This window comes from Rhizobium esperanzae (assembly GCF_014197615.1).
GTDB classification, from domain to species: Bacteria; Pseudomonadota; Alphaproteobacteria; order Rhizobiales; family Rhizobiaceae; genus Rhizobium; species Rhizobium esperanzae_A.
Genome location: NZ_JACIFY010000006.1, coordinates 273904 through 287332 on the forward strand (window position 1 = coordinate 273904; position 13429 = coordinate 287332).

Annotated in this window: 13 protein-coding genes; 4 read left to right on the plus strand and 9 right to left on the minus strand. The window is 61.2% G+C overall.

The annotated features are described in order from the left end of the window. Nucleotides 1-5: 5 nt before the first annotated feature. Nucleotides 6-830 carry a transglutaminase family protein gene (locus GGD57_RS11150; protein ID WP_184469638.1) on the plus strand — a complete coding sequence of 275 codons (825 nt, stop codon included), beginning with the start codon at nt 6-8 and terminating at the stop codon, nt 828-830. 21 nt (nt 831-851) lie between these two features. Here the strand turns inward: GGD57_RS11150 and GGD57_RS11155 are convergent, their stop codons facing one another. The 8 genes from GGD57_RS11155 to chvE form a co-directional block, all read right to left on the minus strand. Continuing rightward, entirely contained in the window at nt 852-1262 is a 411-nt protein-coding gene (locus tag GGD57_RS11155; RefSeq protein WP_184469640.1) for a type II toxin-antitoxin system VapC family toxin, read from the minus strand. Beyond that, complete coding sequence (locus GGD57_RS11160) at nt 1259-1501, minus strand: type II toxin-antitoxin system Phd/YefM family antitoxin (RefSeq protein WP_184469672.1); 243 nt, start codon at nt 1499-1501, stop codon at nt 1259-1261. The genes GGD57_RS11155 and GGD57_RS11160 overlap by 4 nt, the downstream gene beginning before the upstream one ends. A 111-nt stretch (nt 1502-1612) precedes the next feature. Further along, nucleotides 1613-3352 carry an L-arabinonate dehydratase gene (araD, locus tag GGD57_RS11165; RefSeq protein WP_184469642.1) on the minus strand — a complete coding sequence of 580 codons (1740 nt, stop codon included), beginning with the start codon at nt 3350-3352 and terminating at the stop codon, nt 1613-1615. Between the two features lie 59 nt (nt 3353-3411). Then, the gene (locus GGD57_RS11170; protein WP_184469644.1) at nt 3412-4845 is read right to left on the minus strand and encodes an aldehyde dehydrogenase family protein; all 1434 of its coding nucleotides are present in this window, start codon (nt 4843-4845) and stop codon (nt 3412-3414) included. Nucleotides 4846-4911: 66 nt separating this feature from the next. After that, nucleotides 4912-5907: an AraD1 family protein gene (gene araD1 / locus GGD57_RS11175; RefSeq protein ID WP_184469646.1), complete on the minus strand. Its 996-nt coding sequence runs from the start codon at nt 5905-5907 to the stop codon at nt 4912-4914. A gap of 117 nt (nt 5908-6024) precedes the next feature. Continuing rightward, nucleotides 6025-7236 carry a multiple monosaccharide ABC transporter permease gene (gene mmsB, locus GGD57_RS11180; protein WP_184469648.1) on the minus strand — a complete coding sequence of 404 codons (1212 nt, stop codon included), beginning with the start codon at nt 7234-7236 and terminating at the stop codon, nt 6025-6027. After that, complete coding sequence (gene mmsA, locus GGD57_RS11185; protein WP_085738038.1) at nt 7233-8771, minus strand: multiple monosaccharide ABC transporter ATP-binding protein; 1539 nt, start codon at nt 8769-8771, stop codon at nt 7233-7235. Before mmsA ends, mmsB begins: the two co-directional genes overlap by 4 nt. A gap of 96 nt (nt 8772-8867) precedes the next feature. After that, nucleotides 8868-9932: a multiple monosaccharide ABC transporter substrate-binding protein gene (gene chvE, locus GGD57_RS11190; RefSeq protein ID WP_085738039.1), complete on the minus strand. Its 1065-nt coding sequence runs from the start codon at nt 9930-9932 to the stop codon at nt 8868-8870. A gap of 270 nt (nt 9933-10202) precedes the next feature. Here chvE and GGD57_RS11195 point away from each other — a divergent pair, with 270 nt between their 5' ends. Next, a complete protein-coding gene (locus GGD57_RS11195) occupies nt 10203-11207 on the plus strand; it encodes a LysR family transcriptional regulator (RefSeq protein WP_085738040.1) in 1005 nt (334 codons plus the stop codon). Nucleotides 11208-11295: 88 nt separating this feature from the next. Beyond that, entirely contained in the window at nt 11296-11760 is a 465-nt protein-coding gene (locus GGD57_RS11200) for a hypothetical protein (RefSeq protein ID WP_184469650.1), read from the plus strand. Here the strand turns inward: GGD57_RS11200 and GGD57_RS11205 are convergent, their stop codons facing one another. Continuing rightward, a complete protein-coding gene (locus GGD57_RS11205; protein ID WP_184469652.1) occupies nt 11761-12036 on the minus strand; it encodes a hypothetical protein in 276 nt (91 codons plus the stop codon). A gap of 198 nt (nt 12037-12234) precedes the next feature. Here GGD57_RS11205 and iolG point away from each other — a divergent pair, with 198 nt between their 5' ends. Beyond that, entirely contained in the window at nt 12235-13227 is a 993-nt protein-coding gene (gene iolG / locus GGD57_RS11210; RefSeq protein WP_088684677.1) for an inositol 2-dehydrogenase, read from the plus strand. Nucleotides 13228-13429: the final 202 nt, after the last annotated feature.

Below are 13429 nucleotides of genomic sequence, written 5' to 3' on the forward strand. Positions count from 1 at the left end.
AGAACATGAGACTGAAGATCAGCCACCTCACCGAATACCGCTACGACGAACCGTCGCAATTCTCGCTGCAACGGCTCAGGCTGACGCCGCCGACATCGGCCGCCCAGAAGGTGCTCGCCTGGTCGCTGAACGTCGAGGGCGCCACGCCCGAAGTGGAATATGACGACCAGTATGGCAACCACGTCAACCTGGTTTCGCTGGAAGGCGCGCAGCACGTGACGCGCATTCTCGCCGAAGGCGAAGTCGAGACGGCCGACAATAACGGCGTCACCGGCCCGCATACCGGCTTCTGCCCGCTCTGGCTCTTCCTGCGCGAAACGCCGCTGACCAAGAGCGGCAAGCTGGTCAAGGAACTCGTCAAGGGTGTCGCCGGCGATAGCGAGCTTGCCCGCATGCATGCGCTGATGGCGGCGATCCACGCGACGGTCGATTACAAGCCCGGCACCAGTGACACCGCGACGACGGCCGAACAGGCGCTGGAGAAAAAGAGCGGCGTCTGCCAGGATCACGCCCACATCTTCATTGCCGCCGCCCGCGCCCTGCAGGTGCCGGCCCGTTATGTCTCGGGCTATCTGATGATGGCGGAAAAAGTCGAGCAGGCAGCAACCCATGCCTGGGCCGAGGCCCATATTCCCGGTCTTGGCTGGGTCGGCTTCGATCCCGCCAACGAGATCTGCCCGGATGCCCGTTACGTCAGGATCGCCTCCGGTCTCTGCTACCGCGACGCCGCGCCGATTTCAGGCATGCGCATCGGCACGCCGGGCGAAACGCTGTCGGTCACCGTCAAGGTCGAGAATGGCGGGCAGATGCAAAGCCAGAGCCAGAGCTGAGGAGGCGGCGGGAAGCGGCATCTATCCAGCCGCAACAACTTGGAGGTGACCGCGCGCACCATAGCTGAGGATTGCCTGATCTGCGGTCAACAAAGGTATGCGATGAAACCGAGCTGTGGCGGCGATGATGCGATCCGCGGGGTCGGCGTGAAACTCGCCGGGCAGCCGAACGCTGTCTATCGCGATGGAAGGCTCGATCGGCGCAAGCTGAAGCCCGGGCAGCGACAGAGCACTGTCGATCCATCGCCCGACATCGTCGCCCAGCGCTAAGCGCCCCTTCTGCACGAGCATCGCGATTTCCCAAGGTGTGATCGCCGAAATCAGAATCCGGCTTTTCCCGGCCATCTCGTCGATGATGCGCCGGGCCTGTGAACCGAGCCGAGCGTCGTCCTGCATTGCCCAGACGAGGATATGCGTATCGATGACGATCAACGGAGTGCGTCCCAATCTTCCGTCTCAACGGCCGGAGACAGAGGATCGTCGTAGCGCAATACGCTGCCCTTCATAACGCCGATGATACTTGTGCGGCCGCCTGCCGCGCGCGCTGGGGAAAGCACGGCAACCGGTTTGCCGCGCTTGGTGATGACGATCGATTCACCATCGTTACGCATCTGATCGATAAGGTTCAAGCATTTCGCTTTGAATTCTGCTGCGCCAACCACTTTGGACATGACCATATTTCCTGTACACTTGTACAGAATATAGCGCCATTTGCTGATTGAGCAAGCACAACGAAAAAGGCGGGGTCATGCCCCGCCTTCTCCTGTCATAGATCGATCTATTTAGTGGCTGTCCTTGCCGACAGCGTTTCCGCGACATCCCTTCAGGAAGTCGAGGTCGGCGCCGGTATCGGCGCCTTCGACATGCTGCTGGTGCAGGAAGGCATAACCGGACGTCGGCAGATCGTGGTTCGGCTGCCATTCGGCGAGACGGCGCGCCAGTTCCTCGTCCGAGATGTCGAGATGCAGGCGGCGGTTCGGCACGTCAAGCTCGATCATGTCGCCGTTCTTGACGACTGCGAGCGGACCACCGACTGCCGCTTCCGGCGAGGTGTGCAGCACGACGGTGCCATAGGCCGTTCCCGACATGCGGGCGTCCGATATACGCACCATGTCGAGGATGCCCTTCTTCAGCACTTTGGGCGGCAATCCCATGTTGCCGACTTCGGCCATGCCCGGATAACCCTTCGGGCCGCAATTCTTCATGACCATGACGCAGGTCTCGTCGATATCGAGATTGTCGTCGTTGATCTTGGCCTTGTAGTCGTCGATATCCTCGAACACGACGGCCCTGCCCTTGTGCACCAGGAGATGCGGCGAGGCGGCCGAAGGCTTCAGCACCGCGCCCTTCGGCGCGAGATTGCCGCGCAGAACGACGATGCCGCCCGAAGATGTCAGCGCCTTTTCAGCCGGCAGGATGACGTCCTCGTTCCAGTTGATGACGTCCTTGACTTCTTCCCAGACGGTTTCGCCGGAGACCGTCAGCGCGTCCTTGTGCAGAAGGCCGGCTTCGCCGAGGCGCTTCAGCACGACCGGCAGGCCGCCGGCATAGAAGAACTCTTCCATCAGGTATTTGCCCGACGGCATCAGGTTGACGATGGTGGGAACGTCACGGCCGCAGCGATCCCAGTCGTCGAGCGAAAGATCGATGCCGACGCGGCCGGCGATGGCGAGCAGGTGAATGACGGCGTTGGTCGATCCGCCGATCGCCGCATTGGTGCGGATGGCGTTCTCGAAGGCCTGCTTCGTCATGATCTCCGACGGCTTCAGGTCGTCCTTGACCATCTGCACGATGCGGCGGCCAGTGAGTTGCGCCATCACCTTGCGGCGGGAGTCGACGCCCGGGATTGCGGCATTGCCTGAGAGTGCCATGCCGAGCGCTTCGGCCATGGACGCCATGGTAGAGGCCGTGCCCATGGTGTTGCAGGTACCCGACGAGCGGCTCATCGAGGCTTCCGCCTCGAGGAACTCGGCCTGCGTCATCTCGCCGGCCTTCACCATTTCGGAGAACTTCCACAGATGCGTGCCGGAGCCGACACGCTCGCCGCGGAAATAGCCGTTCAGCATCGGCCCGCCGGTGACGACGATCGAGGGCAGATCGCAGGAGGCAGCGCCCATCAGCAGCGAAGGCGTGGTCTTGTCGCAGCCGACGAGCAGCACGCAGCCGTCCATCGGCTGGCCGCGGATCGCTTCCTCGACCGCGAGTGCCGCAAGATTGCGGTACATCATCGCGGTGGGGCGGAAGGTGTTTTCGGAGGCCGAGAACACCGGCACTTCGAGCGGGAAGCCGCCGGCCTCCCAGACACCCGCCTTCACCTTCTCGGCGAGTTCTCTCAGATGACCGTTGCACGGGGTCATATCCGACCAGGTGTTGAGGATACCGATCACCGGCCGGCCATCGAACAGGTCGTGCGGATATCCCTGGTTTTTAAGCCAGCCGCGGTGATAGATCACGTCGCGGCTCGTGCCGCCATACCATTCCTGCGACCTCAGCCTGCGCGGCCATTCGGCTTTCTTTTTCATCGTCTCTGTCCTTCAAGTGATTGCCGGGCCGCCTCGTACGGCCCGGATCATCGGATGTTTCAAGCCAGCGTGTAGGCGGTCTTGACCGTTGTGTAGAACTCGGCGGCGTACTTGCCCTGCTCGCGCGGACCATAGGACGAGCCCTTGCGGCCGCCGAACGGAACGTGGAAATCGACGCCTGCTGTCGGCAGGTTGACCATGACCATGCCGGCTTCCGAATTGCGCTTGAAGTGCGTCGCATGTTTCAGGCTGGTCGTGGCAATGCCGGCCGAAAGGCCGAACGGCGTATCGTTGGCGATGGCAAGCGCCTCGTCGTAATCCTTAGCGCGGATCAGCGAGACCACAGGCCCGAAGATCTCCTCGCGCGAAATGCGCATCTGGTTGGTCGCCTCGGTAAACAGCGTCGGCTGCAGATAGAAGCCGGGCGTTTCGCGCGAGATGACCTCGCCGCCGAAGGCAAGCTTGGCGCCTTCCTTTTTGCCGATCTCGATATAGTCGGTGTCGGTCTTCAGCTGCCGCTCGTCGACGACGGGGCCGATATGGGTGCCGGCCTTGAGCGCGTTGTCGACAACAAGCGTCTTCAGCTTGTCGGTGAGGGCTGCGACGAACTTGTCGTGGATACCTTCGGTGACGATCAGGCGCGAGGACGCCGTGCAGCGCTGGCCGGTCGAGAAGAAGCCGGAATTGGCGGCGGCTTCGACAGCAACGTTGAGATCGGCGTCATCGAGCACAACCATCGGGTTCTTGCCGCCCATCTCCAGCTGGAACTTGCGGTTATGCTCGATGGAGGCGGCGGCGACACGCCGGCCGGTGCCGGTGGAGCCTGTGAAGGTGATGCCGTGAACGTCGGGGCTTTCGAGCATGGCCTGGCCGACCACCGAGCCCTTGCCCATGACGAGGTTCAGGACGCCCTTCGGCAGCCCTGCCCGGTTGAGGATATCGACGATCGCCCAGGAGCAGGCCGGCACCAGTTCGGCCGGCTTGAAGACGATGGTGTTGCCGTAGGCGAGCGCCGGGGCGATCTTCCATGCGGGGATGGCGATCGGGAAGTTCCACGGCGTGATGATGCCGATGACGCCGAGGCCCTCGCGGGTAATTTCGACGCCGATATTCGGGCGCACCGACGGGATGACCTCGCCGGCCAGCCGCAGGGCTTCGCCTGCGAAGAATTCGAAGATCTGCGAGGCGCGGATGACTTCGCCGGTGGCCTCAGGCAGGGTCTTGCCTTCTTCGCGGGCGAGCAGCGCGCCGAGCTCGTCCTTGCGCGCCATGATCTCGTCGCCGGCCTTCTTCAGGATGACGTGGCGTTCCCAGATGCCGGAGCGCGACCAGGCCGGAAAGGCGGCCTTGGCGGCGGCGATGGCATTCTTGGTGTCTTCGGCACTGCCGTTGGCATAGAGGCCGACGACCTCGTTCGTATCGGACGGGTTGATGTTCTTCGTCGCGTCCGTGCCGACCCATTCGCCGGCGATCAGGTTTTGATAAATGGTCATGGGCTCAACAAGCCTCCTTTACCGTTTACATTACGATCCGGCCACCAGGCGGCCGGGTCTCAAAAATCAGAGCTGCCTGACGGCAACCTCTTCCTCGGCGGCTACCTTCAGCGGATTGCGCAGCGCCAGGCCGAATTCGGCGACTTCGATCTCGAAGACATCGCCCTCTTCCGCCTTGATGCCGTCGGCAAAGGACAGTGTCGCGGTGCCGAACATGTGGACATGCACGTCCCCCGGAACGCGGAAGATGCCGTATTTGAAATGGTGATATTCGAGGTTGGCGAAGGTGTGCGACATGTTCGCTTCGCCCGACAGGAAGGGCTTTTCGAAGATCACCTTGTCGCCGCGCTTGATGCGCGAAGTGCCGCGGATATCGTCGGGTGCGGCGCCGATGCGGATTTCCGGACCATAGGCGGCCGGGCGCAGTTTCGAGTGGGCCAGATAGAGATAGTTGATCCGCTCGGTGACGTGGTCCGAAAACTCGTTCGACAGGGCAAAGCCGATGCGGAACGGCGAGCCGTCCTTGGCGATGACGTAAATGCCGGCCATTTCAGGCTCTTCGCCGCCGTCGAGAGCGAAGGAGGGCGAGACGAGCGGCGCGCCGGGGGCAGCCGTGCCATAGCCGTTGCCCTTGTAGAACCATTCGGGCTGCACGCCCTTTTCGCCAGCCTTCGGCTTGCCGTTCTCCAGGCCCATCTTGAACATCTTCATCGAGTCGGTCAGCGTTTCCTCTGCCGCCTCGCTGGTCTTCTTGTGCATGGAATCGCGGGTAGCGGCCGAACCCAGATGCGTCAGACCGGTGCCGGTCAGATGCAGGTGGGCGGCGTCGGGATGGGTGATCGGCGGCAGGAAGCGGCCTTCCGCATAGGCCTTTTCAAGATCGACGGCATCGCCGTAGCCATGGGCCTCGATAACGGCGGCAAGCGACTTGCCGCCGTCGGCAGCTTCCATCGCCAGCGCATAGACGCTGCCGGCGTTCTTCACCGACCTGGCCGCGCCGCCCTGCTCGCGCACCGCGACGACGATCTCTCCGTTGGCACCCTTGATCTGGGAAATAAGCACGACTTCAATCCTTCTCGTTTCGGCGGGTCTTGAGAAAAAGCTCCGCCTGTCCGGCTCCCACGGGAGCCGGAATCCATCATTCATATGACTGCGAATGCCGGGGCTGCGCTTAGGCGCTCAGCCCTTGTTCTTGTTGTAGACGTCGAAGAACACGGCGGCGAGAAGCACCGCACCCTTGACCATCTGCTGCGAGTCGGTGCCGAGACCGTGGATCGACATGCCGTTGTTCATGATGCCCATGATCAACGCGCCGATCACCGCACCCGTCACCTTGCCGACGCCGCCCTGGGCCGATGCGCCGCCGATGAAGCAGGCGGCGATGACGTCGAGTTCGAGACCGAAACCGCCCTTGGCCGTCGCCGAGTTGAGGCGCAGCGCAACGATCAGACCGGCGAGACCGGCAAGCAGGCCCATATTGGCAAAGGTCAGGAAGGTCAGCCGCTCGGTGTTGATACCGGAAAGCTTGGTGGCCTTCTCATTGCCGCCCATGGCGTAGATCCGCCGGCCGATCGTCGTGCGACGGGTAATGAAGGCATAGGCAGCGACGAGCACGAGCATGACGACAAGCACGTTCGGGAAGCCGCGATAGATCGACAGCTGGTAGCCGAGCCCCAGGATGGCGAGCGAGACAATGATGTTCTGGGCAAGGAAGAAGCCCATCGGCTCGACGTCATTGCCATGCTTCTCGTTCGACAGACGCTTGCGCCAGGCCATGTAGAAGAGGGTTACGGCGCCGACGACGGTCAGGATGATCGAGGTCGAGTTGATGCCGCCCATATCGAAGAGGTTCGGCAGGAAGCCGATGCTGATCAGCTGGAAGTCCGGCGGGAAGGGACCGATGCTGGTGCCGGTTCCCGATGCCGTCATGACGAACAGCGTCAGCCCGCGGAAAACGAGCATGCCGGCCAGCGTGACGATGAAGGACGGGATCTTGTGATAGGCAACGAAATAGCCCTGAACGCCGCCGACGAGCGCGCCGAGAGCGAGGCAGATGATACCCGCCAGGACATAGTTGGTGTGCCATTGCACCGTCATCACGCCGGCGATGGCGCCGACGAAGCCGACGACGGACCCGACCGAAAGATCGATATGGCCGGCGACGATGACCAGCAGCATGCCGAGCGCCATGATGACGATGAAGGAGTTCTGCAGAATGATGTTGGTCAGGTTGAGCGGCCTGAAGAGAACGCCACCGGTCGAGAACTGGAAGAACACCATGATCGCGATGAGCGCGATGAACATGCCGTATTCGCGGATGTTGCCGCGAATATAGTCTCCGATGGAGACGACACGCCCCTGCTCAGCGATGGGTTGATTGATCGGTGTCATTGCTTCTTCTCCCCTGAGCGCATGATAGCGCGCATGATGGTTTCCTGGCTTGCTTCTCCCTTCGGCAGTTCCGCGACGATGCGTCCTTCGTTCATCACGTAGATGCGGTCACACGTGCCAAGCAGTTCGGGCATTTCCGACGAGATCATCAGAACACCCTTTCCATCGGCGGCAAGCTGGTTGATGATAGTATAGATTTCGTATTTTGCGCCAACGTCGATGCCGCGCGTCGGCTCGTCGAGGATCAAAATATCGGGATTGGAGAACAGCCACTTCGACAGCACCACCTTCTGCTGGTTGCCGCCGGACAGATTGACCGTTTCCTGGAAGATGCTGGAAGAACGGATACGCAGCTTCGACCGATAGTCGGTCGCCACGCGCGATTCCTTGACGCTGTCGATCACCGAGGCATTCGACACCGCCTTCAGATTGACGAGCGTCGTATTGTGCAGGATCGTGTCGTTGAGCACCAGGCCGAGCTGCTTGCGGTCTTCGGTGACATAGGCGAGACCGGCGTCGATCGCCTTGCGCACGGTGCTGACGTCGACCGGCTTGCCGTGCATCAGCGCCTCGCCGGAAATCTTGTGGCCATAGGATTTGCCGAACAGGCTCATGGCGAATTCGGTGCGCCCTGCCCCCATCAGCCCGGCGATACCGACGACTTCGCCCTTGCGGACGGTGACGTTGATATTGTGCAGGACCTGACGGTCGCGGTGCTGCTGGTGATAGGCGTTCCAGTTCTTCACTTCGAGAATGGTCTCGCCGATCGGCACCGAACGCGGGGGATAACGGTCCTCGAGATCGCGGCCGACCATGTTGCGGATGATGATGTCTTCGCTGATTTCGTCGGCGTGACAGTCGAGCGTCTTGACGGTCATGCCGTCGCGCAGGACCGTGATCTGGTCGGCGACCTTGCGGATCTCGTTCAGCTTATGGGAAATGATGATCGAGGTGATGCCCTGCTTGCGGAATTCCATCAGCAGCATGAGCAGCGCGTCGGAATCGCTTTCGTTGAGCGAGGCGGTGGGCTCGTCGAGGATGAGCAGCTTTACGCTCTTCGACAGCGCCTTGGCGATCTCGACGAGCTGCTGCTTGCCGACGCCGATATCGGTCACCAGCGTATTCGGAGATTCGGACAGGCCGACTTTCTTGAGCAACTGCTTGGTGCGGTTGAAGGTCTCGTCCCAGCTGATGACGCCGCTCTTGGCATTCTCGTTGCCGAGGAAGATGTTTTCGCCGATCGACAGCAACGGCACCAGCGCCAGTTCCTGGTGAATGATGACGATGCCGATTTCTTCGGAGTCCCTCAGCGCCTTGAAGTTGCGCGTCTCGCCTTCATAGACGATGTCGCCGTCATAACTTCCGGTAGGATAAACGCCCGATAGAACTTTCATCAGGGTCGATTTACCGGCCCCGTTTTCGCCGACCAATGCGTGAATTTCACCCTTGCGAACCTTGAGGTTCACGTTCTCCAGCGCCTTCACGCCCGGGAACGTCTTGGTGATGCTCCGCATTTCGAGGATGGTGTTGTCCATAGTCAAAGTTCCAGCGCCCCCAGCCGTTTAATGGATGGGTCATCATAAAATCGAAGGCCGGAACCCGCAAGCGCAGGCCCCGGCCTCCTGTTCAACTTACTTCAGCTTGTCTTCGGTGTAGTAACCGCCGTCGACGAGGATCTGCTTGTAGTTGGTCTTGTCGACAGCAACCGGCTTCAGCAGATAGGACGGAACGACCTTGACGCCGTTGTCGTAGGTCTTGGTGTCGTTGACCTCAGGCTCCTTGCCGGACATGACGGCATCGACCATGGCAACGGTGACCTTGGCGAGTTCGCGGGTGTCCTTGAAGATCGTCGAATGCTGTTCGCCAGCAATGATCGACTTGACCGACGGAACTTCAGCGTCCTGACCCGTAACGATCGGGAGCGGCTGAGCAGCCGTACCGTAACCAACGCCCTTCAGCGAGGAGATGATACCGATCGACAGACCGTCATAGGGAGACAGAACGGCATCGACCTTGGCGTCGGTGTAGTTAGCCGAGAGCAGGTTGTCCATGCGAGCCTGGGCCGTTGCCGGATCCCAACGCAGCGTGCCGACCTTGTCCATGCCGGTCTGGCCGGACTTCACGACGAGCTTGCCCGAGTCGATGTAGGGCTGCAGTACGGACATTGCGCCATCATAGAAGAAGAAGGCGTTGTTGTCGTCCGGCGAACCGCCGAAGAGTTCGATGTTGAACGGACCCTTGCCATCCTTGAGGCCGAGGCCGTCAACGATGGAACCAGCCTGCAGAACGCCGACCTGGAAGTTGTCGAAGGTCGCGTAGTAGTCGACGTTGCCCGAATTGCGGATCAGACGGTCGTAAGCGATGACCTTGATGCCGGCGTCGTGGGCCTTCTGGAGCACGTCGGAAAGCGTGGTGCCGTCGATCGAAGCGATGACGAGAACCTTGACGCCCTTCGTGACCATGTTTTCGATCTGCGAAAGCTGGTTCGGAATGTCGTCGTCGCCATACTGCAGGTCGGTGCCATAACCGGCGGCCTGCAGCTGCTTGACGATGTTGTTGCCGTCGTCGATCCAGCGGGCAGAAGCCTTGGTCGGCATTGCAATGCCGACGGTGCCCTTATCTGCGGCCATAGCCGGTGCAACGAACGAAGCGACGCCGAAGGCAGCCGCAGCCATCAATGAGATAATGGATTTCATTTCTCTCTCCCTTGTTAATAGAGCAGCGGACGAAAAACGCCCGCCCCGAAACTGTGGCAGGTTCCGTATTGGATAGTTACTTCAGATGGTGAGAAACGAAGTAGGTCTCCTCCACGATCTCACACGTGTTGAGTGCCAACCAGCACACGGCGGCAAACTGGTATGGATTCCTATAACTGTCAAATAGAATAACTGGTAAAGTGCATAACAATTTTGGTATATCGTTAAAAAGTATTACTTTTGATGGAGCGCAGTGGGGAGGCTGCAACCATGACGATTGTTTCCGAGCCGCTTTCGATGGACCACGTCGATATCCACAGTGATAATTTCGGCGATGACAACCTTTTACGTGCAGGACTTAAACTGAATCACCTGCGGATGATCGTCGCAATCGAAGATAGTGGACAGATTTCCGCAGCTGCGGAAGTCCTGAACATTTCGCAGCCCGCCGCATCGCGCATGCTGTCGGAAATGGAATCGATCACCAAGACCCAGCTCTATGAGCGGGTGGCCCGCGGCGTGGTGCTGACGACCTTCGGCGCGGCGCTCGCCAGACGGGCGCGGAAGATCCTGCTGGAACTGCGCGAGGCCAGCCGCGAAATCGGCGAGCTGAAGAGCGGCAAGGGCGGCGCGGTCTTCATCGGCGCGGTGACGGCGCCGGCCATGAGCCTCGTCGTGCCGGCGATCAACAGGGTGCGCAAGGCTTATCCCGGCATCGAGATCAACATTCAGGTGGAGACCAGCAATGTGCTCGCCCGCGAGCTGCTCGCCGCCCGCCACGACTTCATCATCGGCCGCATTCCCGACGATCTCAACCCGCGCCTGTTCGAAGTAACCGAGATCGGCGTCGAGCGGGCCTGCCTGATCGTGCGCAAGAGCCATCCGCTGCTGAAGCAGAAGGCGAGCAGCCTCTCCGACGTCCGCGATTACGACTGGGTGTTCCAGCCGCCGGGCACGCTGCTGCGCCGGACGATCGAGGATATTTTCCTGTCGCGCGGCGTGGCGCTGCCGGAGAATATCGTCAACACCTCATCGCTGTTGCTCACCTGCGCGATCATCTGCGAAACCGATGCGATCGCCCCCGTTGCCATCGACGTCGCCCAGTTCCTCGCCGGCCAGGGCGCCAAGGCCTCCGACGTGCGCATGCTGCCGATCGATTTCGACATCAACGTCAAACCCTACAGCCTGATCGCCGCCAAGGAGAGGGCGCTGCCGCCGAGCGCAAGGCTGCTCTATGACATTATCCTCGAGGAGAGCCTGAAACAGGCCGGCTAGGAGCATGATGCGAAAAGCGAATGCGGTTTTCGGGCGACAAGCCCGGCGCCATCTTGCTCTCCTTTAATAGCCTTCGAAAGGAAGGTGGATGCTGTTCGGACAGTCGGTATTTCAATCAGTCCTCGAGCGGCTGAAGGCGGAGGACGAGACAACAGATGAGGCCGAAGCGCCGGCCGTCCATCGCGTCGCCGGCTTCGGCACAGGGCTGGCATTCGATGTCATGGAGGGTGTCTCGGTCGCCTCGCAACGCCTCGGCCAGGCCTATTTCGACAATCTGGATATCGACACCGCCGAGCCTGTGGAAAAACCGGCGCCTTTAGCTCCACCGGAGCCCGTGATGCCGGAGCATCTCACCCGCACGGCGCCGCAGCAGGTTGCCGCCGAGCTGGCGATTTCGGCTGCCGATACGCCGCTGACGCTCAGTGAGAAGCGCCGCGCCTTTGCCCGCGCCAATCATCCCGACGGCGTCGCTTCGCCCTTCCGCGACAATGCGACGAAGCGCATGATGCTCGCCAACCTGCTGATCGACGAAGCCCTGCGGCGATTGCGCTGATTATTCCGCCTGCCCGTCCTTCGACGGTTTCGCCTGAGGGGTTTCCTCTTCCTCCTCGGCGTCGGGCTCGGCAGGCGCTGCGGCGACCTCAGGCTGCGGGTTGAAGGTCAAGAACAGCATATAGAAGGAATAGGCGCCGGCGCCCCCCGCCAGCACCGCCCAGAACGGATCGCCGGTGATCAGTTCGACCCCGGCCCAACCGAAGCAGACGGCGACGATGGCAATGCGCACCCAAAGACGCTGGTATGCCGGATGTTTCGGATCGATGAGTTGCATTCCTGCTCCGCGGTCGCATATGTCGCACGTGTCTCTGGCACGTGCCGCGCTGGCTTCGGCCTGCGCCGCGCTTGTCTTTAGTTCGAATCTTGCAAATGTGAAAGAGCCGCGGGCTTGACGCGACGCAGAGATGGTGGAATGAAAATTCCAGATTTTTGGCAATTCGGTTTATTTGTTCCGAATTCAATGGAGGTAGCAATGACAGTGAGATTTGGTCTTCTCGGCGCCGGCCGCATCGGCAAGGTCCACGCCAAGGCCGTCAGCGGCGACGCCAATGCGACGCTCGTCGCAGTCGCGGACGCCTTTCCGCAGGCGGCTGAAGCCATCGCCTCGGCCTATGGCTGCGAGGTCCGCACCATCGAGGCGATCGAGGCAGCCAAAGATATCGACGCCGTCGTCATCTGCACGCCGACGGACACCCATGCCGACCTGATCGAGCGTTTCGCGCGCGCCGGCAAGGCGATCTTCTGCGAAAAGCCGATCGATCTCGATGTCGCCCGCGTCAAGGCCTGCATCAAGGTTGTGGAAGAAACCGGCGCCAAGCTGATGGTCGGCTTCAACCGCCGCTTTGACCCGCATTTCATGGCAGTGCGCAAGGTGATCGACGACGGCAAGATCGGCGATGTCGAGATGGTGACGATCACCTCGCGCGATCCCGGCGCCCCGCCGGTGGATTACATCAAGCGCTCGGGCGGCATCTTCCGCGACATGACGATCCACGACTTCGACATGGCCCGCTTCCTGCTCGGCGAAGAGCCGGTCTCGGTTCTGGCGACCGCCGCCGTCCTTGTCGACAAGGCGATCGGCGAAGCCGGCGACTATGACAGCGTCTCGGTGATCCTGCAGACCAAATCCGGCAAGCAGGCCGTCATCTCCAACTCCCGCCGCGCCACCTACGGCTACGACCAGCGCATCGAGGTGCACGGCGCCAAGGGCATGGCGGCTGCCGAAAACCAGCGCCCGGTCTCGATCGAAGTGGCAAACGGCGACGGCTACACCCGCCCGCCGCTGCATGATTTCTTCATGACCCGCTACACCGAAGCCTATGCCAACGAAATCGCCGCCTTCATCGCCGCAATCGAAAAGGGCACGAAGATTTCGCCCTCCGGCGCCGACGGCCTGGCAGCTTTGGCGCTCGCCGATGCCGCGGTGCAGTCGGTCAAGGAAGGTAAGCTGATCAAGATCGGCTGAGGGTCTCTGCGTGGAAGCTGAGATGGCCGGGCTTTGCCCGGCCGTTTTGCGTTTGGGTGGCACCCGCAGGCGTGACCAAAGACCCCTCCCCAACCCCTCCCCACAAGGGCAGGGCTATCGCATATGAGCGATGATAGAGATGAGGAACTGATCATCCCACCCAGCCTTCTTGATCTTGCGACGAATAGAGGCCTTATCTGGA

Coding starts and splice junctions, on each gene's coding strand:
- GGD57_RS11200 (WP_184469650.1), top strand. CDS start 11,296: ATGCTGTTCGGACAGTCGGTATTTCAATCAGTCCTCGAGCGGCTGAAG.
- GGD57_RS11205 (WP_184469652.1), bottom strand. CDS start 12,036: ATGCAACTCATCGATCCGAAACATCCGGCATACCAGCGTCTTTGGGTG.
- mmsB (WP_184469648.1), bottom strand. CDS start 7,236: ATGACACCGATCAATCAACCCATCGCTGAGCAGGGGCGTGTCGTCTCC.
- GGD57_RS11150 (WP_184469638.1), top strand. CDS start 6: ATGAGACTGAAGATCAGCCACCTCACCGAATACCGCTACGACGAACCG.
- mmsA (WP_085738038.1), bottom strand. CDS start 8,771: ATGGACAACACCATCCTCGAAATGCGGAGCATCACCAAGACGTTCCCG.
- GGD57_RS11195 (WP_085738040.1), top strand. CDS start 10,203: ATGACGATTGTTTCCGAGCCGCTTTCGATGGACCACGTCGATATCCAC.
- araD (WP_184469642.1), bottom strand. CDS start 3,352: ATGAAAAAGAAAGCCGAATGGCCGCGCAGGCTGAGGTCGCAGGAATGG.
- GGD57_RS11160 (WP_184469672.1), bottom strand. CDS start 1,501: ATGTCCAAAGTGGTTGGCGCAGCAGAATTCAAAGCGAAATGCTTGAAC.
- iolG (WP_088684677.1), top strand. CDS start 12,235: ATGACAGTGAGATTTGGTCTTCTCGGCGCCGGCCGCATCGGCAAGGTC.
- GGD57_RS11170 (WP_184469644.1), bottom strand. CDS start 4,845: ATGACCATTTATCAAAACCTGATCGCCGGCGAATGGGTCGGCACGGAC.
- chvE (WP_085738039.1), bottom strand. CDS start 9,932: ATGAAATCCATTATCTCATTGATGGCTGCGGCTGCCTTCGGCGTCGCT.